Source organism: Psychromarinibacter sp. S121 (genome assembly GCF_049801035.1).
Taxonomy (GTDB): domain Bacteria; phylum Pseudomonadota; class Alphaproteobacteria; order Rhodobacterales; family Rhodobacteraceae; genus Psychromarinibacter.
Genome location: NZ_JBNAGE010000003.1, coordinates 645854 through 667119, shown reverse-complemented (window position 1 = coordinate 667119; position 21266 = coordinate 645854). Strand labels below are relative to the sequence as shown.

19 protein-coding genes are annotated in these 21266 nt (G+C 65.9%); 8 read left to right on the top strand and 11 right to left on the bottom strand.

The window, feature by feature from the left end:
• Positions 1–154: 154 nt before the first annotated feature.
• Entirely contained in the window at positions 155–634 is a 480-nt protein-coding gene (locus ACP156_RS16940) for a DUF6404 family protein (RefSeq protein WP_425052540.1), read from the top strand.
• 70 nt (positions 635–704) lie between these two features.
• On the opposite strand, the gene ACP156_RS16935 is transcribed toward ACP156_RS16940, so the two are convergent.
• Together ACP156_RS16935 and ACP156_RS16930 are read right to left on the bottom strand one after the other, a co-directional pair.
• Positions 705–2021 carry an MFS transporter gene (locus tag ACP156_RS16935; protein WP_425052539.1) on the bottom strand — a complete coding sequence of 439 codons (1317 nt, stop codon included), beginning with the start codon at positions 2019–2021 and terminating at the stop codon, positions 705–707.
• A 109-nt stretch (positions 2022–2130) separates the two neighbouring features.
• Positions 2131–3291 (bottom strand): WD40/YVTN/BNR-like repeat-containing protein, encoded by a 1161-nt coding sequence (locus tag ACP156_RS16930; RefSeq protein ID WP_425052538.1) that lies wholly within the window; start codon positions 3289–3291, stop codon positions 2131–2133.
• A 661-nt stretch (positions 3292–3952) separates the two neighbouring features.
• Between ACP156_RS16930 and ACP156_RS16925 the strand changes: the two genes are divergently transcribed.
• Entirely contained in the window at positions 3953–4357 is a 405-nt protein-coding gene (locus ACP156_RS16925; RefSeq protein WP_425052537.1) for a type II toxin-antitoxin system VapC family toxin, read from the top strand.
• Positions 4358–4359: 2 nt separating this feature from the next.
• On the opposite strand, the gene ACP156_RS16920 is transcribed toward ACP156_RS16925, so the two are convergent.
• Positions 4360–5271, bottom strand: a complete 912-nt coding sequence (locus ACP156_RS16920) for a pirin family protein (protein WP_425052536.1) — start codon at positions 5269–5271, stop codon at positions 4360–4362.
• Between the two features lie 110 nt (positions 5272–5381).
• A complete protein-coding gene (locus ACP156_RS16915) occupies positions 5382–6050 on the bottom strand; it encodes an HAD-IA family hydrolase (RefSeq protein ID WP_425052535.1) in 669 nt (222 codons plus the stop codon).
• A gap of 128 nt (positions 6051–6178) precedes the next feature.
• Here ACP156_RS16915 and glmU point away from each other — a divergent pair, with 128 nt between their 5' ends.
• Genes glmU through ACP156_RS16900 form a run of 3 tightly spaced genes read left to right on the top strand, consistent with a single transcriptional unit; the run spans position 6179 to position 10027 of the window.
• On the top strand, positions 6179–7534 hold the full coding sequence (glmU, locus tag ACP156_RS16910) for a bifunctional UDP-N-acetylglucosamine diphosphorylase/glucosamine-1-phosphate N-acetyltransferase GlmU (protein ID WP_425052534.1): 1356 nt from the start codon (positions 6179–6181) through the stop codon (positions 7532–7534).
• A 1-nt stretch (position 7535) separates the two neighbouring features.
• Positions 7536–9350, top strand: a complete 1815-nt coding sequence (glmS, locus tag ACP156_RS16905; RefSeq protein WP_425052533.1) for a glutamine--fructose-6-phosphate transaminase (isomerizing) — start codon at positions 7536–7538, stop codon at positions 9348–9350.
• Positions 9347–10027, top strand: coding sequence for a DNA alkylation repair protein (locus ACP156_RS16900; protein WP_425052532.1), 681 nt, complete (start codon positions 9347–9349; stop codon positions 10025–10027). The genes glmS and ACP156_RS16900 overlap by 4 nt, the downstream gene beginning before the upstream one ends.
• A 128-nt stretch (positions 10028–10155) precedes the next feature.
• Here ACP156_RS16900 and lpdA read toward each other — a convergent pair whose 3' ends face one another.
• The 7 genes from lpdA to ACP156_RS16865 form a co-directional block, all read right to left on the bottom strand.
• Positions 10156–11553 (bottom strand): dihydrolipoyl dehydrogenase, encoded by a 1398-nt coding sequence (gene lpdA, locus ACP156_RS16895; RefSeq protein ID WP_425052531.1) that lies wholly within the window; start codon positions 11551–11553, stop codon positions 10156–10158.
• 172 nt (positions 11554–11725) lie between these two features.
• Positions 11726–11929, bottom strand: coding sequence for a hypothetical protein (locus ACP156_RS16890; RefSeq protein WP_425052530.1), 204 nt, complete (start codon positions 11927–11929; stop codon positions 11726–11728).
• A gap of 59 nt (positions 11930–11988) precedes the next feature.
• Positions 11989–12195: a hypothetical protein gene (locus ACP156_RS16885; RefSeq protein ID WP_425052529.1), complete on the bottom strand. Its 207-nt coding sequence runs from the start codon at positions 12193–12195 to the stop codon at positions 11989–11991.
• A 65-nt stretch (positions 12196–12260) separates the two neighbouring features.
• Positions 12261–12833 (bottom strand): DUF924 family protein, encoded by a 573-nt coding sequence (locus tag ACP156_RS16880; RefSeq protein ID WP_425052528.1) that lies wholly within the window; start codon positions 12831–12833, stop codon positions 12261–12263.
• A gap of 87 nt (positions 12834–12920) precedes the next feature.
• Positions 12921–14177: an MFS transporter gene (locus ACP156_RS16875; RefSeq protein ID WP_425052527.1), complete on the bottom strand. Its 1257-nt coding sequence runs from the start codon at positions 14175–14177 to the stop codon at positions 12921–12923.
• A 71-nt stretch (positions 14178–14248) separates the two neighbouring features.
• A complete protein-coding gene (gene queA, locus ACP156_RS16870; protein ID WP_425052526.1) occupies positions 14249–15319 on the bottom strand; it encodes a tRNA preQ1(34) S-adenosylmethionine ribosyltransferase-isomerase QueA in 1071 nt (356 codons plus the stop codon).
• A 76-nt stretch (positions 15320–15395) separates the two neighbouring features.
• A complete protein-coding gene (locus ACP156_RS16865) occupies positions 15396–18680 on the bottom strand; it encodes a hypothetical protein (protein ID WP_425052525.1) in 3285 nt (1094 codons plus the stop codon).
• A gap of 112 nt (positions 18681–18792) precedes the next feature.
• On the opposite strand from ACP156_RS16865, the gene bcp reads away from it, so the two are divergent.
• The 3 genes from bcp (at position 18793) to ACP156_RS16850 (ending at position 21257) form a co-directional block, all read left to right on the top strand.
• Positions 18793–19254: a thioredoxin-dependent thiol peroxidase gene (gene bcp, locus ACP156_RS16860; RefSeq protein WP_425052524.1), complete on the top strand. Its 462-nt coding sequence runs from the start codon at positions 18793–18795 to the stop codon at positions 19252–19254.
• A gap of 169 nt (positions 19255–19423) precedes the next feature.
• A complete protein-coding gene (locus ACP156_RS16855) occupies positions 19424–20746 on the top strand; it encodes a DUF5930 domain-containing protein (protein ID WP_425052523.1) in 1323 nt (440 codons plus the stop codon).
• On the top strand, positions 20736–21257 hold the full coding sequence (locus ACP156_RS16850) for a bactofilin family protein (protein ID WP_425052522.1): 522 nt from the start codon (positions 20736–20738) through the stop codon (positions 21255–21257). Before ACP156_RS16855 ends, ACP156_RS16850 begins: the two co-directional genes overlap by 11 nt.
• Positions 21258–21266: the final 9 nt, after the last annotated feature.

The window sequence follows — 21266 nt, the reverse complement described above, 5'->3', positions numbered from 1 at the left end:
CGTTGGCCTTCTAGGTAGCCGCCGCAAGGCAGGGCGTCCAGCTTAGACCGGATGCGAAGTGGTCGCCGAGGGGTGACCCCGGCTTTGTCCCGTCCATGCCCCATTGTCGCCCACCGCCCGCGGCATCCCTTGAGGGTCGGTCGAGGGAGCACTTATGCCGAGTCAGGATTTCCAGCGCCGTGTGCAGGAACTCAATGCGCAATCTCAACGTGCGTCTGCCGCCCATGCGGCACGGCGCCCTGCCGCGCCGCCCGCCCCCGGAGAGCCTGCGCCAAACCGGCGCGCGCGTCTGGAGCGGGCCTTGTGGATGCTGCAACAGGGCGGGATCACCGGAAGCTTCGCCTATTCGCCCCTGTTTCGGGCGCTGGCCTGCGTGGGGATCATCATCAGGCCGGTCCATTTCTGGTCGCCGCTCCCGCTTGCACTGGCGTTTTTCGCGGCCCTCTGCGGGATCTTTTGGGTCACGATCCAGATCACCCAGACCATCGGCGTGGTTCCGCGCCCGGTCGCCCGGATGATCGAGGCCGGCCCGGTGGTCTTTTGCTGCGTGATGGGGGGCCTGTCGGTTGTATATGCGCTTTGGCACAAGATGCAGGCGCTTCGGATCGGACTGCCGCGCTGGCGCGATCTTTGACCGGCTTCGGTCCTGTGTGTCTGCCGACAGGATCGTCAACGCGGCCGGTGCTTTTCCTGCGGTGGCGCGGTCAGGGTGCGCCCCAATGGCGGTGGTGTTCGTCGATCACGTAGCCGTGGCTATGGGTGCGGTGGCCTTGCAGGTGCGGGTGATCGAGCGGCAGGTTGTCGTGCGTGTGCTCCAGCTCGTCCGGGTCCTCGGCTGGCCAGACACGAAGCGCGAGCGCGATGCCGGCGCCAGCCAGCGCCGCGAGGGTCAGGAAGGCCGTCGTCGCGCCGTAGGCCGTCATCAACCAGCCCGACAGCGGATAGGTCACCAGCCAGCAGGCGTGCGACAGGGCGAACTGAGCGGCAAACAGCGCGGGTCGGTCGGCGGCATGGGCCGAGCGGCGCAACAGGCGGCCAGAGGGGGTCAGGACGGCGGAATAGCCAAGGCCGATCACCAGCCAGACCGCAAGCAGCATGAGCCATGACAGCGCGGCCGCATTGGTCGTCAGCGCCGCCGCGATCAGCGCCACGACCATGGTGACGGCGCCCGCCAGCATCACCGGGCGGTCGTCGAGCCGGTCCAGCAGCTTCGGCAACGTCAGCGCGGCGATCATGCTGCCAAGCCCGAAGACACCCATCGTCCACGCCAGCGCGCTTTCGTCCAAACCAAGGTTCGCGCGGACCAACACCACCGAGTTCACAAGAACCATCGCCCCCGCCGAGGAAGCGGCGAGGTTCAGACCCAGCAGCCCCCGCAGGCGCGGCGTCGCCAAGTAAATGCGGATCCCGCGCGTGGTGCGATCGTAGATGCCCCGCCGCGGCGAAGGTTTCGGACTTGGCAGCAGCACCGATACGACCAGTAACGCCGAGGCGACGAACCCGGCGGCGGTGCCGACGAACAAGGTGTTGTAGCTCATCACCGCCAGAAGCAGCGCCGCCAGCGTGGGCGAGACGATGTTCTCGAGGTCATAGGCCAGCCGCGACAGCGACAGCGCACGGGTATAGCGCGCCTGATCGGGAAGGACATCCGGGATGGTGGCCTGAAAGGTCGGCGTGAACGCGGCGGAGGACGCCTGCAGCAGGAAGATCAGCACGTAGACCTGCCAGAGTTCGGTGACGAAAGGCAGGCAAAGCGCCACACCGCCGCGGATGAGATCCAGCGTCACCAGCAACGCGCGACGGTTGACCCGGTCCGCGAAGGCGCCCGCGACCGGGGCGATGCCCACGTAGGCGATCATCTTGATCGTAAAGACGGTGCCCAGCACCGCCGCCGCGCCGTCGCCCGCAAGATCGAAGGCCAGCAAACCCAGCGCCACGGTGGCAAGGCCGGTTCCGACAAGCGCCACGACCTGAGCAAGGAACAGGTGGCGATATGTGCGGTCTGTCAGGATCTCGAGCATCGAAGGGCCTTCTGTTGGACGATGCCATGAGATTACGACCTCGTCGCACCCGTGACAAAACCTTCCAGAAGAATTTGCCGGGCGGGGTCTTCTGGACGATCACGTCACCTCACGCCCGATCCAGCACCTCTACCGACAGGATCGTGGGCATGTGGCGGCCGATCTCGGTCCAGCTGTCGCCCTCGTCGAGGCTGGCGAAGACCGACCCCGAGTTGGTGCCGAAGTAGACGCCCGCCGGATCGCGCCGGTCGCCCGCCATCGCCTGACGCAGCACGGTGAAGAAGCAGCCCTCTTGCGGCAGCCCCTCGCGGCAAGCCTGCCAGCTTTCGCCGCCATCGCGCGAGCGCCAGACGGCGCAGGCCGCGTCGGGTGGGAAGCGGCCTGCCATGTCGCCGTTCAGCGGCAGGGTCCACACAGTTTGGGGGTCGCGCGGATGGACGCGGATCGGGAAGCCGAAGGTCGAGGGAAGCCCCTCGGTCACGTCGTCCCAGCTGCGGCCGCCGTCCGAGGATCGCCAGACGCCGTGGTGGTTCTGCTGGTACAGCACGTCGCCACCGCCGGGCGCGCGCATCATGTTGTGGACGCAGTGGCCGACCTCGCCATCCGACGGGCCAGCCGGGTGGTGATGCCCTTCGCAGGCCTCGGCGTTCGACAGGCGGTTGCGACGCTCGAAGCTGTCGCCGCCGTCTTCGGTTGCGAAGACGCCCGCGGCAGAGATGCCGACCCACAGCTTGCCGGGCTCGTCTGGATGCGAAACCAGCGTGTGCAGGACCAGCCCCGCCGCGCCCGGACTCCAGTCCTTCGCAGAGGGGTGACCGGCCAGCGCCTCGACCTCGTCGAAGCTGTCGCCGTTGTCGGTGCTGGCCAGAAGCTTGGCGGGCTTGGTGCCGGCGTACAACTTGCCGTGGGCGTGGTGCAGGCTCCAGACCTGCTGGAAGCTGTCGCCGAAGGGCAGCGGTTCGTCGGTCCAGCCGACCATCTCGGCAAAGCCCGGATCGCCTGCGGCCCAGTCGTCCATCATCCCCTTCGTCAGGCGGGTCTTGGTCCAGCTTTCGCCGCCGTCCTCGGATTTCCAGACCCCTGCCCCGGTGAACTCACCGCCGCCGCCGGCCCAGATGGTGCCGGTCTCGGGGTCGCCGATGACGTGGTTGATCGGCCAGCCGCCGCAGTGGGGACCGGTGATCTTCCAGCCCGCGCGGTCCTCTCCGCCCTGCAAAAGAAACACGCCCTTGGTGGTGCCGATCAGCACGGTAACGGAACGTTCGGTCATGGGAGCCCCCAAATAGGATGAAATCAACGTATCGGAATCACCGGCAGCATATCACGCGACGTCATTCTGCCTAGACTGCCGCGCGGCGCCGGGGGTTTTCCGCGCAGACAGAGTGGGTTGCGGGGCTTTGACAGGCATTGGTGGGCGGTCTGCCTTCGGGCCCACGGGTTGCATTCCGGCCGCCGCCTTGCCATATGACCCACATCGGTGTCGCTGCGCCCCTACGCGGTGCGGCGACCGACCCGGGGCCTGCGCGTCATTCCGCGCCTCATATCCGCCCCCGTCGCAATCCCGTCAGGGCGTTCGTCCGCCTCCGGCCCGCACAGGGCCGGTCCGGCATTTCGGCGTTCCGGCCGCGGCGTCGCAAAAAAGAAGGAGAACGAGATGAGCATGACCAACGAAGAACTGATCCAACGTATCGAAGATCTGCAGAAGTCGGGTATGCACCTTGCCGCGAAATCGCTGCAGCGTGAGCTGAACTACCGGCAGAAGCAGGCCGCCTGATCGCGGCACGTCTGCCCGCCCCCGGACCCGATGCGGTCCGGGCGGCAGGACCGAAGGGGCGGGTTTCCGCCCCTTTTTCTTTGCGCCGGGCGTGACACGCAGTTGCCGGGGCGGGCGGCAGGTGCCACGCTTCGGAGGACCGCTTTGGAGCCCGAACATGACCGCCCGCTTTGGCATCGCGCTCGACACCGCCCTGCACCTCGTGGCCGAGGGGCTGGCCGTGCCGGACCGGCATGCGCTTGTGGCGCCGTCGCTGTTGCGCTCGCAGATGGTGTCTAAGCTGTACGCCGACGTGCGCGCGGGCCGGATGGAGCGCGCCGAGGCGGATGCGCGGCTGGACCGGATGCGCGGGCTGAAGATCCGGCTGCTGGGTGACCGGGTGTTGCAGCGCAGGGCGTGGGCCATCGCGGATGCGCTGGGATGGTCCGACACGCTGGACGCCGAATACATAGCGGTCACCGCGTTGCAGGCGGACGCCTTCGTTACGCTGGACCCGCACATGGAAAAGGCGGCGGCCCGGTTCGTGGCCACCGCCTCTTTGCACGATCTGCTGACCGGGTAGCGCTAGTGCGCGGCCTTGATAAAGGTGCCGTTGTTCAGCTCTTTCATCGCCTGCATCAGTTCGGCGCGCGTGTTCATCACGATGGGGCCGTGCCACGCGACCGGCTCTTTGATCGGCTGGCCCGAAACCAGCAGGAAGCGGACGCCCTCCGGACCGGCGGTCACGCAGATCTCGTCCCCGGTGCCGAAGCGGACAAGCGTGCGGTTACCCGACATATCGCGGATGTTCAGTTCTTGCCCGTTGAATTCCTTCTCGACCCGCACGCCCTCGGGCGCGCTGGCGTCGCGGAAGCTGCCGGCGCCTGCGAAGACATAGGCGAAGGTGTTGGCATAGGTATCGACCGGCAGCACCTTGCGGGTGTTCGGCGGCACCGAGACATCAAGGTACAGCGGATCGGCGGCAATGCCGTCGACCGGCCCCTTCTTGCCCCAGAACCCGCCGGTGATGACCCGGACGGCGGTGCCGTCATCGTCCACCTCCACCGGGATGTCGGACTTCTGAATGTCCTGATAGCGCGGCGCGGTCATCTTCAGGCTGGACGGCAGGTTCGCCCACAGCTGGAAGCCGTGCATCTGCCCCTTCACGTTGCCCTGCGGCATCTCTTGGTGAAGGATGCCGGACCCGGCGGTCATCCACTGGACCGTGCCCGGCCCGAGGCGGCCGGAATTGCCGAGGCTGTCGGAATGCTCGACGGTGCCTTCCAGAACATAGGTGATCGTCTCGATCCCCCGGTGCGGGTGCCACGGGAAGCCGCGGGCGTACATGGCGGGGTCGTCGTTGCGGAAGTCGTCCATCATCAGGAACGGGTCCGCTTCGGTCGGATCGCCGAAGCCGAAGACGCGGTGAAGATGGACGCCGGCGCCCTCCATCGTGGGCTGCGCCATCCGGGTCGAGGTCACGGGGCGGAAGGTCATGGCATGGCTCCTGTAAAGGTCCCGCCCAATATCGGACCGCGCCGGGCGCTTGCATAGCCCCTGCCCTGTGCGCCGCCGCACAGGATCCCTGTGCTGCCGCCAAGGTGGCGTCAGGCGGGGCCGATCAGCCGTTCGGTGAGCAGGGCAAGATCCTCGTAGCCGTGCAACAGTGCCTCGGGATCAAGCTTGGCGACGTCGTGGCCGTCCGGCCCGAAAGTCACAAGTGCGCAGGGCACACCGGCGGCCAAGGCGGTCTTTCGGTCGGTCACGGTATCGCCCAGCAGATACGAGGTCTCGACCGCGCCCCCTGCCCGTTCCACCGCCGCGCGGTAGGGCGCCGGGTCGGGCTTGCGCACGGGCAGCGTGTCGGCGCCCACCAGCGCGCCGAACAGGTCGCGGACACCCAGTTTCCGCAGCAAGGTCTCGGCCAGCCCCTCGGGCTTGTTGGTGCAGACGGTGACGCGGTAACCGGCGCTGCGCAGGGTCTCGACCGCCTCGACCGCGCCGGGGTACATCTTTGTAAAGACGTCGATATTCTCTCCATACCACGCCAGCAGGTCGGGATAGGCGGCGTCCACCGTCGCCTCGTCCAGCGCATCGACGCGTTCCAGCCCCAGCCGCAGCATCGCCCGCGCACCGTGAAAGGCGGTGCCCGCGTCGGCCACCGGGTCCAGCAGCGGACCGTGGCCCAGCCGCTCGAACGACGCGTTCGCGGCGGCGATCAGGTCGCCGCTGGTGTCCGCCAGCGTTCCGTCGAGGTCGAATACCACGGTTTTCATTCACATTCTCCGGCCTGTTTCCGCCGGTGTCTGTAACCCCGCGAAACGCCATTTGATAGCCCCGGGCCTTGCAGCATGGCATACATGCGGTAAAACCCAAGAAAACAACGAGCAAAAGAACAATACATATGGCGACAGCCCTGATCGTTCTGGCCGCTGGCCAGGGGACCCGCATGAACTCGGACCTGCCGAAGGTGCTGCATGAACTGGGGGGCGTTCCACTGTTCGCCCACGCGCTTGCTTCCGGGCAAACGCTGGAACCGGAGCGGACCGTGCTTGTTGTCGGGCACGGTGCGGAAGCCGTGGCGAAAGCCGCCCACGAAATCGACCCGGATATCGCCATCGCCGACCAGACCGAGCAGCTTGGCACCGGCCACGCGGTCGCGCAGGCGCGGCTGGCCTTGGAGGGGTTCGAGGGCGATGTGTTCGTCCTGTATGGCGACACGCCCTTCATCCGGGCCGAAACGCTGGAAGCGATGGAAATCGCCCGCGAGGAAGGCAACGCCGTCGTCGTGCTGGGCTTCGAGGCGGAAGATCCGGGCCGCTACGGGCGGCTGGTGATGAAGGGGCACGACCTGACCCGCATCGTCGAGTTCAAGGACGCAACCGAGGACGAGCTGGACATCACCCTGTGCAACTCGGGCGTCATCTGCGTGGATTCCACGGTGCTGTTCGACCTGCTGGACGCGGTGTCGAACGAGAACGCGAGCGGCGAGTACTACCTGACCGACATCGTCGAGATCGCCCGGTCGCGCGGCCTGTCGGCCACCGCCGTCACCTGCCCCGAGGACGAGACGCTGGGCATCAACTCGCGCGCCGAACTGGCGGACGCCGAGGCGCTGTTTCAGGACATGGCGCGTGGCGAGGCGCTGGAAAACGGTGTGACGCTGGTCGCGCCCGAGACGGTGTTCTTCGCCTTCGACACCGTGATCGGCCGCGACGTGGTGATCGAGCCGAACGTGATCTTCGGCCCGGGCGTGACCGTCGAGACCGGCGCACGCATCCGGGCGTTCAGCCATCTCGAGGGAACGCATGTCGGCGGCGAGGCGGTGGTGGGCCCCTATGCCCGCCTGCGCCCCGGCGCAGAACTGGACGCAGGCGCGAAAGTCGGGAACTTCGTCGAGATCAAGAACGCGCAGGTGGGCCACGGCGCGAAGGTGAACCACCTGACCTATATCGGCGACGCCACCATCGGCGAGGGCGCGAACATCGGCGCGGGCACCGTGACCTGCAACTACAACGGGTTCGAGAAATTCCACACCGAGATCGGCGCGAATGCCTTCATCGGCTCTGACACGATGCTGGTTGCGCCGGTGACGGTGGGCGCAGGCGCGATCACCGGGTCGGGGTCCGTCATCACCCGCGACGTGCCGGCCGACGCGCTGGCGCTGGGCCGCGCGCAGCAGGTGGTCAAGGACGGCGCGGCGCCACGATTGTTTGAATTGTATAAGAGAAATAAGGAAAACAGGAAAAAGGGCGAATAGAATGTGCGGAATTGTAGGGGTACTTGGAAAGCACGAGGCGGCACCGCTGCTGGTCGAGGCTTTGAAAAGACTGGAATACCGTGGCTATGACAGTGCGGGTATCGCCACCGTCGACGCCGCCGCGCATCTGGATCGCCGCCGCGCCGTGGGCAAGCTGGTGAACCTGTCGGACTTGCTGGTCCACGAACCGCTGACCGGCAAGGCCGGGATCGGGCACACCCGCTGGGCCACCCATGGTGCGCCCACCGTCACCAACGCCCACCCCCACCGCGCCGGGCCGGTCGCCGTCGTCCACAACGGGATCATCGAGAACTTCCGCGAGTTGCGCGAGGAACTGCGGGCGAAGGGCGAGGTGTTCGAGACCGAGACCGACACAGAGACCATCGTCGCCCTGACCAAGTCCTTCCTCGATCAGGGACTGGCCCCCCGCGACGCCGCCGAACAGGCCATCGCCCGGCTGGAAGGCGCGTTTGCCCTGTGCTTCCTGTTCGAGGGCGAGGACAACCTGCTGATCGCGGCGCGCAAGGGCTCTCCGCTGGCCATCGGCCATGGCGCGGGCGAGGTCTTCGTCGGCTCTGACGCCATTGCGCTGGCGCCGATGACCGATCAGATCACCTATCTGGAAGAAGGCGACCGCGCCGTTCTGACCCGCGACAGCGTCGAGATCTTCGACGCGCGCGGCACCCGCGCCAACCGGGCAGTCCGCACGATCCAGATCGATTCCGCCCATATCGACAAGGGCGGCCACAAGCATTTCATGGCGAAGGAAATCGCCGAGCAGCCCACCGTGATTGGCGAGGCGCTGCGGCATTACATCACCGACGGCGACGTCGCGCTGCCGAAGGATCTGGACTTTGCCCGCCTCGACCGGATCGTCATGGTCGCCTGCGGCACCGCCTTCTACGCCTGCCTGACCGCGAAATACTGGTTCGAGCAGGTCGCCGGCATCCCAGTGGAAGTCGATATCGCATCCGAGTTCCGCTATCGCGAGCCGCCGATCGGGGCGAACACGCTGGCCGTCTTCGTCAGCCAGTCGGGCGAGACCGCCGACACGCTGGCCGCGCTGCGCTATTGCGCGGACAAGGCGCAGATCGCGGCAGTGACCAATGTCGAGACCAGTTCCATCGCACGCGAGGCGGACGTCAACCTGCCGATCCTTGCGGGGGCAGAGATCGGCGTCGCCTCGACCAAGGCGTTCACCTGCCAGTTGACGGTTCTGGCGCTGATGGCGCTGAAGGCGGCGCGGGCCAAGGGGCGTCTGAGCGGCGATGCGCTGGCGGCGCACCTGACCGAGCTGAAATCGCTGCCGGGACGGCTGAACCACGCGCTGGGTCAGGCGGATGAAATCGCCGCCGCCGCCCGCGCGGTGGCCGAGGCGCAAGACGTCCTGTTTCTTGGCCGTGGGCGGATGTACCCGCTGGCGCTGGAAGGTGCGCTGAAGCTGAAGGAAATCAGCTATATCCACGCCGAGGGCTATGCCTCGGGCGAGTTGAAGCACGGGCCCATCGCGCTGATCGACAAGACGGTGCCGGTGATCGTCATGGCGCCGCGCGACGACCTGTTCGACAAGACGGTGTCGAACATGCAAGAGGTCATGGCGCGGGGCGGAAAGGTGCTTCTGATCACCGACCGCGAGGGCGCGACGGTGGCCGAGGACGGCACGTGGCGCACGCTGGTGATGCCAGAGTGCCCTGCCCTGTTCGAGCCGATCCTGTATGCCCTGCCGGCGCAACTGCTTGCTTATCACGCGGCGGTCGCCAAGGGCACGGACGTGGACCAGCCAAGGAACCTTGCGAAATCCGTGACGGTGGAATGACGCCGGACGAGGCCGTCGCGGCGCTGCGCGACCGGGCCCAGCCCGGCAAGGCGGCCGAGATGGCGGCCTATCACAAGGTGCCGCGCGTCTATCTGGGGGTGGCGAACCCCGACATCGACGCGCTGGCGAAAGCGTGGCGTGCGTCGGTGACGCTGGACGAACGGCTGGCGCTGGCGTCGGGGCTTTGGGATACGGATATTCACGAGGCCCGGATCGCGGCGGCGAAGCTGCTGACACAGGCGCGGATCCGACCCTCGGACGACGGCGCGTGGCGGCTGATTGCGTCGTGGGTGCCGACCTTCGATGCCTGGGCGGTGGCGGATCATGCGTCCATCGCCGGGCAGAAACGGCTTGTGGCCGACCCCTCGCGGCTGGACGAGGTAGAGGGCTGGACGCGGTCAGAGCACCTGTGGACCCGGCGCGCGGCGCTGGTGATGACGCTGCCGTGGACGAAACAGAACCATCCGAAGCGCGAAGAGGAGGCCGCGCGCGACCGGGTGCTGGGCTGGGCGGCGGGCTATGTCGACGACCCGGAGTGGTTCATTCAGAAGGCCGTGGCCTGGTGGCTGCGCGATCTGTCGAAGCATGACCCCGCACGGGTGCGGGCGTTCCTGGACGCCCATGGCGAGCGGATGAAGCCCTTTGCCCGGAAAGAGGCGTCGCGGCTGCTGACGTAGAGGGGGCTCTGCCCCCGCCGCTGCGCGGCTCCCCCGAGGTATTTCGGAAGAGAAGAAGCTGCGGAGACGCGAAAGGGCCGGCGTTTTTTGCGCCGGCCCTTGCGGTGTTTTGCGATGGTTTTGCGGGATCAGATGTGGATCACGCGGTCGTAGGCGTCCAGCACCGACTCGTGCATCATTTCCGACAGCGTCGGGTGCGGGAAGACGGTTTCCATCAGGTCTTCCTCGGTGGTCTCGAGCTGGCGGCCCACAACGTAACCCTGGATCAGCTCGGTGACTTCCGCGCCGACCATGTGGGCGCCCAGAAGCTCGCCGGTTTTCTCGTCGAAGATGGTTTTGATCATTCCCTCGGGCTCGCCCAGCGCGATGGCCTTGCCGTTGCCGATGAACGGGAAGCGGCCGACCTTGACCTTGTAGCCCAGTTCCTTGGCCTTCGCCTCGGTATAGCCAACCGACGCGACCTGCGGCTGGCAGTAGGTGCAGCCGGCGATGCTTTCGGGGCGGACCGGGTGAACATGGTTCTTGCCGGCGATCAGTTCGGCGACCATGACGCCCTCGTGGCTGGCCTTGTGGGCAAGCCACGGCGCGCCCGCGATGTCGCCGATGGCGTAAAGCCCGTCGACGCCGGTGCGGCAGTATTCATCAACGACGACGTGGGTGCGGTCGACTTTCACGCCGATCTCTTCAAGGCCGAGGCCTTCCACATTTCCAACAATTCCGACGGCGGAAATGACCGTATCGAAGTCGATCTTTTCAGTTTTGCCACCTTGTTCGATATGGGCGGTCACCTTGCCCTTACCGCGGTCGAGCTGTTTGACCATGGCTTTCTCCATGATCTTCATGCCCTGCTTTTCGAACTGCTTCTTGGCGAATTTGGAAATCTCGGCGTCCTCGACAGGCAGGATCCGCTCCATCACCTCGACCACCGTCGTATCGGCGCCCAGCGTGTTGTAGAAGCTGGCGAACTCGATGCCGATGGCGCCGGAGCCGATGACCAGCAGCTTCTTCGGCATGCGGGCGGGCTGGAGCGCGTGCTTGTAGGTCCAGACATTCTCGCCGTCCGCCTCGAGCCCCGGAAGCTCGCGGGCGCGGGCGCCGGTGGCCAGCACGATGTTCTTCGCGGTCAGTTCCTCGGTGCCGCCGTCGGTCTTGACCGAGACCTTGCCCTTGCCGGCCAGCTTGGCCGCGCCCATCACGACGTCGATCTTGTTCTTCTTCATCAGGCCTTTCACGCCGCCCGAAAGCTGGCCCGCGACCTTGCGCGAACGCTTGACCACGGCGTCGAGGTCGTAGCCGATGCTGTCGGCCTTCAGCCCGAAATCGGCGGCGCGTTCCATCAGGTGGAAAACTTCTGCCGAGCGCAGCATCGCCTTTGTCGGGATGCAGCCCCAGTTCAGGCAGATGCCGCCAAGGTGCTCGCGCTCGACGATGGCGACCTTCTGGCCAAGCTGAGCGCCGCGGATCGCGGCGACGTAGCCACCCGGCCCGGCACCGATTACGATCATGTCATAGGATTTGGCGGCCATGTGCTCCTCCACCCGCATTTGTTTAACGTTGAACAATCTTCACATATCGCATGCAGCGCAACATTCCAACGCCCTGCCCCTCAGGTCCGGGTTTCCTGCAACGCATGGCTACCATAGCAAAAGAGCCCGCGAAGGCAGGCTCTTTTTACACAGTGGCAATGTCGGGGGCCGATCAGTCGGCGCTGGCGCCCTGTTGCAGGCACCAGGTCATGAAAAGACCGATGGCGCCGGTCATGGCGGCGAGGAAACCGAAGGGAACCAGAAGTTTCGCGGCGGCGATCGGGGCGCCGTCACCGGCCTCGGCCAGCGAGGGATAAGCGATCAGCGCGGACAGACCAAGGACCAGCACCATCGTCCAGGTGAACACGTTCTTCATTGCGGCAACCTTCTGCTCGGGCACTTGAGGCTCTGCCGGCCTTCGTACCTTGTTCTAGTTCAGTTATGTTTAACACCGCGATTGGCGACCCAGGCAAGGCATAATCCCGCGGCACCCACGCCGGACAGGAAATATCCCACGGGAATGAGCCATTCGGGAAACACTCCGGACCCGAAACCCGCTGCCCCGGCAGGAACAAGCGGATATGTCGCCGTAATGGCCAGCCCGGCCAGAAGCGCGACGGTCCATGGTGTCATGCGTGACATAACGAAACCTCCTGCTCACCCAACAGTGAACAGGAGTTAAAGTTCCCGACGATGTACGGGTTTTGTCAGGCGCTTACGCTGTCCAGCGCGACGCGGTAGCCGCCCTGATCGACGAAGGCGGCCTCGGGCCCGGTGGTCGAGCGGGACAGCGCGTCGTTGCGATAGGGGAAGCGGCCGAAGCGGCGGATCACTTCGCGGTGCGCCTTGGCGTGCCGCAGGTTCTCGGCGCCGGTTTCGGGCATCCGCGTCTTCATCAGGCGCACGCAGCGGTCCTGATCCGACAGGCATTCCGAATGCATCAGCGGCAGGTAGAAGAACTGCCGCGCCGGTTCGTCGATCTTCATGTCGAAGCCATGCGCGATCGACAGCTTCGCCGCCGCAAGGCCGATGGCGTCGCTGGCGAAGGCCTTGCCGCTGTCGCGGAACATGTTGCGGGGGAACTGGTCGACAAGGATGATGTAGGCCAGTGCGCCGCTGGCGTAGGTCAGCCAAAGCGCGTTCGAGCCATCCATCGTGCGGTTCCACTCTGCCTCGAAGCGATCGCGGATCTCCGCGTCCAGGTCTTCGCCGCCAGCGTACCAGCCCTTGGGTCCGATCTCGTCCAGCCAAAAGGCCAGAATGTCTTCAGGGGTCGCCATAGGCACCTCCTCACCAGGTATTTCCCACCAGACAATCAAACGGTTACAAATTCTTCACAAGCTGACAAGTAGGCATTCCCCTACCCGTCACTCGTGTTCCTCTGCCGCCTCACTCTGTTCGATTGCCCATTCCTGTGCGGCTTCAACCGCAACGGGAGAAGCGGTGGGCATAACGCCGACATAGGCTGCGGTTTCGTCCACCGGGATCGCGGCGCGCTGGGTCATCCGGTAAAGCGAATAAGCCGTCAGCGTCAGCATCAGCGTGGCGATGAACAGCCAGAAGGCATGGCTGCCGAATGTGCCCATCAGCCAGCCGGTGACCAGCGGGCCGGCGATGGCGCCCACACCGTTCACGAACATCAGACCGCCGCTGGCGGCGGCCATGTCCTCGGGCTGGAGATAGTCGTTCAGGTAGGCGATCAGCAGCGAATACAGCGGGTTGGCGCTTCCGCCGAGGATGAAGGCCACGACCAGAAGCGCGACGAAGCTGCCGGCGAGGAAATAGCCCAGAATGGCGGACAGGCCGCCGATCAGCGCGACGGCCATGATCAACTGGCGGCGGTCCATGCGGTCCGAGATGTAGCCGATGGGGTATTGCATCACGAGCGGGCCGACGAAGAAGGCGGCGATGAACAGCGAGATCTGCTGGACGCTGAGCCCGATCTCGGCCGCGTAGACCGACGACATCCCGTAGGTGGCCGCGAAGACGCCGCCCATGATCGTCATGCCGGTAAAACTTAGTGGCGAAGTCCGAAACAATTCCGTGAGTTTCATGGATTTGGACGAATCGAAGGCAGGAGTCGGCGAGACCGACAGCAGGATCGGTGCGAAGGATATCGACACGAGGACCGACGGGATGATGAAGATCACGAAGCCCGAAGGGTCGCCGACGGCAAGGATCATCTGCGCCGCCACGATGCCCGCCATCTGCACGATCATGTACAGCGACAGCGTCTGGCCGCGCGTCTCGTTCGTCGCGGTGTTGTTCAGCCAGCTTTCCGAGGTGACGTAGACGCCCGAGAAACAGAAGCCGATGACGAAGCGCAGCACGGTCCAGGCCCAGGGCTCGGTCACCACGGGGAACAGCACCAGCACCGCGGACACGAAAGAGCCCAGCGCCGCGAAGACGCGGACGTGGCCGACGCGGCGGATCAGTTCGGGCGTCGCGCGCGAACCGCCGAGGAAGCCGGCGAAATAGGACGAGGTCAGCACCGACAGCTCGAAGGTGGTGAAGCCTTCCAGCGAGCCGCGCACACCCATCAATGTCGACTGCAGGCCGTTACCGATCATCAGCAGTCCGATCCCGAGCATCAATGCCCAGGAGCTCGACAGTACCTGTTTCATGGCTGCCCTTTCCTCGTACTCGTGCCCCGGACTAGGACGGACCCCTTTGCCGGGTCCGGTCCAAGACCGACTCAATCGGGTCGTTTTCCGCCTACGGGCAACAGCAGGGATGCATCGCCGTAGGAAAAGAAACGGTACCCGCCTCGCACGGCGTGGTCGTAGATGTCCAGTATGCGGTCGCGGCCCATCAGGGCGGACACCAGCATCAGGAGAGTTGATTTCGGAAGGTGGAAGTTGGTCATCAGCGCATCGGCCACGCGGAAGTCAAAGCCGGGACGGATGAAGATGTCGGTGTCGCCGGTCCATGGCGCGATGGCGCCGGTGTCGCGGGCCGCCGTTTCGATCAGCCGCAGCGCCGTGGTTCCCACGGGGATGACGCGACCGCCGGCGGCCTTTGTCGCGGCGATCTCGGCGGCGGCCTTTTCCGAAACCTCGCCCCATTCGGCATGCATCTTGTGCTGGCTGACGTCGTCGACCTTCACCGGCAGAAAGGTGCCCGCACCGACGTGAAGCGTAACGTGGGTGAATTCGACGCCCCGTTCGACCAGCGCGGCCAGAAGCGGTTCGTCGAAATGCAGCGAAGCGGTTGGCGCGGCGACGGCGCCCGAGCGTTCGGCCCAGACGGTCTGGTAATCCTCGCGGTCGGCCTCGTCCGCCGGGCGCTTGGCGGCGATGTAGGGCGGCAGCGGCATCGCGCCCGCCTCGGCCAGCGCGGCGTCGAAGTCGTCGCCGGACAGGTTGAAGGCCAGTTCGCCCATGCCTTCGCCCTTGGTGACCAACCGTGCGGACAGCGTGTCGGAGAAGGTGATCTCTTCGCCCTCGGCCACCTTGCGCAGCGGTTTGATCAGCGCCTGCCACGTGCCCGACGGGGTGGGTTCGACCAGCGTCGCCTCGATCTTCGCGGTGGCGGGCCCCTGCCCGGTTTCGCGGGTGCGGGCGCCGAACAGGCGCGCCGGGATGACCTTGGTGTCGTTCAGCACCAGCCGGTCGCCGGGTTGCAGCCACCTGGTCAGGTCGTAGACATGCCCGTCTTCGGTCCAGTCCGGGCCAGCCACCAGCAGGCGCGCCGAAGACCGCGGCCGCGCGGGGCGGGTCGCGATCAGGTCGTCGGGCAGGTCGAAGTCGAAATCCGAAAGTTTCATGGCCGGGGCACTTAGTCCCCGCGAGGGTCCGCCGCAACGGGTGATCGTGCTTCCGGCATGGAAATGCGGACAAAGGCTATTGTGTCGGCGGCGGCCTGCGGAAAATGTCGCGGAACATGCCGGGGGTCAGGATCGACAGCGGGTTCACCGAAACGCTGGGGCTGCGCGCGTCGCCGCGCATGCGGAAGGCGAAACCGAACACGCCCTCGCCCTTGCGCGAGAACACCTGCCCGATGCCGTTCAGGAAATAGACGGGCGAGACGACGCCCTGCATGTCGAGCCGACCGCTGGCGAGGTCGAAGATGCCGTCCAGCGACAGGCCCAGCGACGGGCCCACGCCGCTGGAGCGCAGCAGCGTCAGTCGCGAAGGGGTCAGGCGGAACTCGGCATCGACCTCGGTAAAGGTGATGCCGCCTGTGTTGAACTGGTCGATCAGCCCGACGATCGAGATCGCGGACAGCAGATCGGTCATCGCGGGCGCATCGACGATGCGGGTGTTCCGAACTCGCAGGAACCCGTCGTAGACGCCCTCTTGCCCGGTCGGGTTCAGCGTCAGGTCCAGCTTGCCGCCGCGCGCGGTCTTGAGGACTCCGGCCGAGGCCAGCGCGCCGCCCGCGTCTTCAGAGATCAGCCGGATCGCCGCCCCCGACGGCGTGGGGACCACGTTGCCGTTCACGGTTGCGCCGCCGTTGATCTGGGCGGTGAACCGTCCGTCCAGCCCGCCCCGGTTGCGGAACTGGCCGATGAACCCGGTGAACGCGATGCCCTCTGACACGATGAGCCGATCAAGCTGCAGGCTCAGCGGCGAACCCTCGCGGCCTCCGCCGCCACCGCCTCCTCCACCGCCGGAGCCGCCGAGGCTGGCCTGCCGCAGGTCGACCGTGCCGCGTGTCATCGTCACGCCGGGCGGTCGCCCCGCCCCTCGGCCCGTCAGGGTCACGGGGCCGTCCAGCCAGTTGCCGACGCGCACCCGGTCGAAATAGGCGGTTTGCAATCCGCCCTCGGGGCCAAGGTCGATCACACCGCTCAGCGACAGCCCGGGGGCTTCAAGCACAAGCTGGTCGATGCCCGGCGTCTCGCCCAGCGTGCCCGCAACCTCCAGCTTGCCGGTGCGGTTCAACGCCTTGCTCCACCCCAGAGCGTCGATCCGCAGCCCCATCCGGTTCAGGTCGGACACAAGGCGGAAGGTCGCGGGCTCGTCCTTCTTCAGGTCAACCGTGATCGAGCCGACGCCATCGCCCGAGACGGTGTTCGGAGGCAGACCGATGCCTAATTCGTCAAGAAAGGCCTGACCAAGCTGCACCGTCCCCTCGACCCGGCTTTCGCCCGCGTGGTCCGGGCCAAACTGCTGTGACCACACCACGTTCGCGGGCACCTGCCCGAGATAACCTTCGCCGGTGATCGCCACGCCGCCGGGGTTGGCCCGCAGTTCAAGGCGGTCGGCGCGAAGCTCGCGGCCGGGGATGAGCGTGGCCGAGAACACTTCAGTCAGCGTCGCGGCGGCGTTGTAGTCGACATCCTCGACATCCAGCTTCTTGACCAGATCGAAGCTGATTTCGGTGGTGGTCTCGGCACGGCCCTGCACGATGTCGGGCGGCTTGTCGGCCTTGGTCATCAGCCTGAACGGCGGCAGGTCCAAAAGCGACAGCGCCGCTTCGATGCCGCTTTCGGTCTGAAGCGTGACCTCGCCCCGCCCCGGTTTGCGCGACACGTCCGGCACCTTGAACGATGTCCCGGTCACGTCAATCGTCCCGCCTTGCGGCGCTTCGACCTGTCCCGTTTCCAGCGTGGCGGTAAAGGTCTGACCGACAAGGCTGGCGTATCCGGACGCGCCGGTGATCGGCGGCAGCGTCTTCATCGGTTTAAGCTCGGCGTCCAGAAAGCTGAAACTGATCGAGAACATGCCCTTGGGCGTCTCGGGGTTCACCCGCAACGCGGCGACCATGTCGGCGACGGTCCCGGAGAAGACGTTCTTCTCGAGCCATTCGCGCGGCTTCGGCGCGACGGACACGGGCCAGATCGCAAGTAGCCGGTCCAGCCCGATGGGTTCAAGTTCAAGGTCCAGCGCCGCGTCCCAGCCGCTTCGCGTGGCCCGAACGTCGCCGTAACCGTGGATGCGGCGATCCTCATCGATCAGCGAAAGCTGCCCGATCTCGACCGAGAACGGGTCAAGCCGCATACGGAAGTCGATGGCGCCCTCTGCGAATTGAACCGGTTCCGGAAACAATCCCTCGGGCTGCACCACGACATCGGTCAGGCGGTACTGTCCGACCATGGTTTCCGGCCAACCGTTCTTGATGTCGCGCAGAAAGGCGTGCCCCTCGGCCCGTCCCTGCCCGGCGGCGGTCTTGATCTCCAGATCCTCGACTCGGATCTGCTGACGTCCGGCATCGTAGGCGATCCGACCGGACGCGCCGTCGAACCGGATCGGCTCGGTCTCGGGCGTCGGCTGAAGAACGCCGCCGCCGATGTCCAGCGCGCCCTCAAGCCCGGTCATCTGCCCGTCGGGCCCGATCTGCGCGCTGAGCGCCCCGGCAATCGGCGCGTCCAGCACCTCGAGGAAGGCCAGCGCCGGAGACTGGGCCGCAATATCGGCGGTGGCCGCATTCTCGAACACGGCGTCCAGACTGGCCTGCGACGAGCCCTTTTCCGTCTGCATCGCAAGCACAAGCGTCGCCAGATCCTCGGTCCCGTTGAACACGTCGGCGGTGACGGTCAGGCCAAGGCTGTTGGGTCCGAGGTCCAGCACGATGCGCCCTTCGGTCACCTGCCACAGCCGCCCGGACCGGGCGTCTTCCAGCGTGATCGTCAACTGGTTCGCCTCGATCCGCTCCATTCCGGACAGGGGCGGCATTTCAAAGGCCGCGTCGATGCTGTCCAGCACGCCCGCAAGCGTTCCCGAAGCGCCCAGTCCCTCGCCGAAGCTGAGGTCGAAGGTGCCGTCCGACAGACGCCGCACGGTGATCTGCGCGCCGGAGACCCGAAGCGACGACATCTGGACCGAGCCTTGCAGCAGCGCGGGTGCGGTAAGCCGGGCGCTGACCTCGTTCAGGCGCGCGATCTCTAGCCCGCGACCGTCGATCAGGCCCACGTTGCGCAGACGGATGCGCGGCACCATCGCGCTGTCGACGCCGACCGAGATGCCGCCCAGCGAGACGCGGCCGGTGTCGATCTCGGCGTTCAACCGTTCCTCGACCTCGCGCGTCACCCAGTCGGGCGCGGTCAGCGGAATGCCGGTAACGGCCAGAAACCCGAGACCCCCGAAAACGGACAGGACGGCAACGCTGAGCAGCACCAGAAGCCCGGCACGCCGGCGGCGCCCGCGCCTCGGGCGTGGCTTTTCTGCAGCCGTGTCGCTCATCTGCCTCCGGTCACCGGCAATTCGCTCTGCCTGTCTTTATCTTGGCCCGAACCGGGCTAGAACTGAACCAAAACCCACGCTTCCGCATTACACTCAGAGAAGGAGCGACAAAATGATTGAAAAAGGCCAGACCGCCCCCGACTTCACCCTTCCCCGCGATGGCGGCGGCAAGGTCACTCTCTCCGACCTGCAAGGTGGTCCCGTCGTACTTTATTTCTATCCCAAGGACGATACCTCTGGCTGCACCCGAGAGGCGCTGGACTTCACGGAAGCGTCAGACGCGTTCAAGGCGGCGGGATGCACCGTGCTGGGGATCAGCAAGGACACTGTAGCTAAGCACGACAAGTTCCGGGAAAAGCACGATCTTGGCATTACGCTGCTGTCCGATACCGAGGACGATGTGTGCGAAACCTACGGCACCTGGGTCGAAAAAAGCATGTATGGCCGCAAGTTCATGGGGATCGAGCGGACCACCTTCCTGATCGACCAAAAAGGCACCGTCCATCACGTTTGGAACAAGGTGAAGGTCGCCGGTCACGTGTCGGATGTGCTTGCCGCGGCCAAGGCGATGTGACGCTGGGGCACCCAAAAGTCGGCGGTTTTTCGCCGGTTAACGGCAGAATCCCCCCGTGTTCTTAGCAAGTTGTGAACAGTTGTTGCCCTAGATTCCTGTCTCGGCTAGGCACGTTCCAGTGCGGCTGACCGGGGGATTGTGCCGTATCAAGAAACGGGGAAACGGGACAGTGCAATCGCTTTATGGGATCGGGCATAAGCTGCGCGCAGGTCTGGAACGTGCATTTCCGGAACAGCGCATCTTTCTCCGCTCCGAAACCGACACCAAGTTCATCCGTCTCAGCGCACCGACGCAGGCCATCGCCTGGTCGGGATGCGCGATCTTCGTGGGCTGGGCCATCGTCGCCACCGCGATCATCCTGATGGACAGCGTCGGCTCTGGCTCGCTTCGCGACCAGGCCGAACGTGAACGGACCCTTTACGAGACTCGCCTTGCCGCGCTTTCGGAAGAACGCGACCGCCGCGCCGAGGAAGCCGCAGCAGCGCAGGAACGCTTTACCGCCGCGCTGGAACAGATTTCCGAGATGCAGTCGGCCCTTCTCGATTCCGAGGATCGCCGCAAGGAACTGGAAACCGGCATCGACGTGATCCAGACCACGCTGCGCCGCACCATGAAGGAACGCGACGCCGCGCGCGAGGAAACGGTCGCCGCGCTGGCCCGGCTTGACGGCGTGGTCGCCGAGAACCGCGGCCACAGCACCGAAGACGACGAAACCACGCTCGACTTCCTGACCGCCGCGCTGAACGACGCCGCGACCGAGCGGGACACGATGGCGATGATCGCCGCCGAGGCGAAGACGACCGTCGCCGACATGGAATACGAACGCCGCCTGATGGAAGAGCGCAACGACCGCATCTTCACCCAGCTCGAGGACGCCGTGTCGATCTCGCTGGAACCGCTGGACGGCATCTTCTCGTCGGCCGGCCTGTCGGCGGACTCGATCCTCGAGACAGTGCGCCGCGGCTATTCCGGCCAGGGCGGCCCGCTGACGCCGCTGACCTTCTCGACCAAAGACGAAGCGCCGGACGCCGACAGCATCCGCGCCAATTCGATCCTCAGCCAGCTTGACCGGATGAACCTGTACCGCATCGCGCTGGAAAAGACCCCCTTCGCCATTCCGATCAAGGACTCGTTCCGGTTCACCTCGGGCTTTGGCATGCGCTGGGGCCGGATGCACGAAGGCACCGATTTCGCCGGCGCCCACGGCACCCCGATCTATGCGACCGCCGACGGCGTGGTGATCCACGCGGACTGGCAGTCCGGCTATGGCCGACTGGTCAAGATCCAGCACGAGTTCGGGATCGAGACGCGCTATGCCCACATGAGCAAGATTCGCGTGAACGTCGGGGATAGGGTCTCGCGCGGGGATCGGATCGGTGATATGGGGAACACCGGCCGGTCGACAGGCACTCACCTCCACTACGAAGTGCGGATCGGCGGCAAGCCCGTCAACCCGATGACCTATATCAAGGCAGCGAGAGATGTTTTCTAAGAGCCGAATCAACGAGCCCGGATCGAAGCCGGCCGAAGACCAGGCGGCGAAACCCGCCTCCTCCGAGGCACCGGCACCGTCCCGCCCCTCTTCCACCGACTTCTCTGCGCCTCCCGCGCCCAAGGCGAAACCGCCGGCGTCGACCCTGTCGCAGGACCTGACCATCGTCGGCAACATCAAGACGACCGGCGACGTGCAGATCGAAGGCAATGTCGAAGGCGACATTCGCGCCCACCTCCTGACCGTCGGCGAAGGCGCCACCGTCAAGGGCGAGGTGGTCGCCGATGACGTCGTGGTCAACGGTCGCATCATCGGCCGCGTCCGCGGTCTGAAAGTGCGCCTGACCTCCACCGCCCGCGTGGAAGGCGACATCATCCACAAGACCATCGCGATCGAATCCGGCGCCCACTTCGAGGGTTCCGTGCAGCGTCGCGACGATCCGCTGGCCAAGGACGGCGCCAAGCCGCAGGCCGCGCCGCAAAAGCAGCAGTCGGCCAACGCCAACGGCTGACGTCGGCAC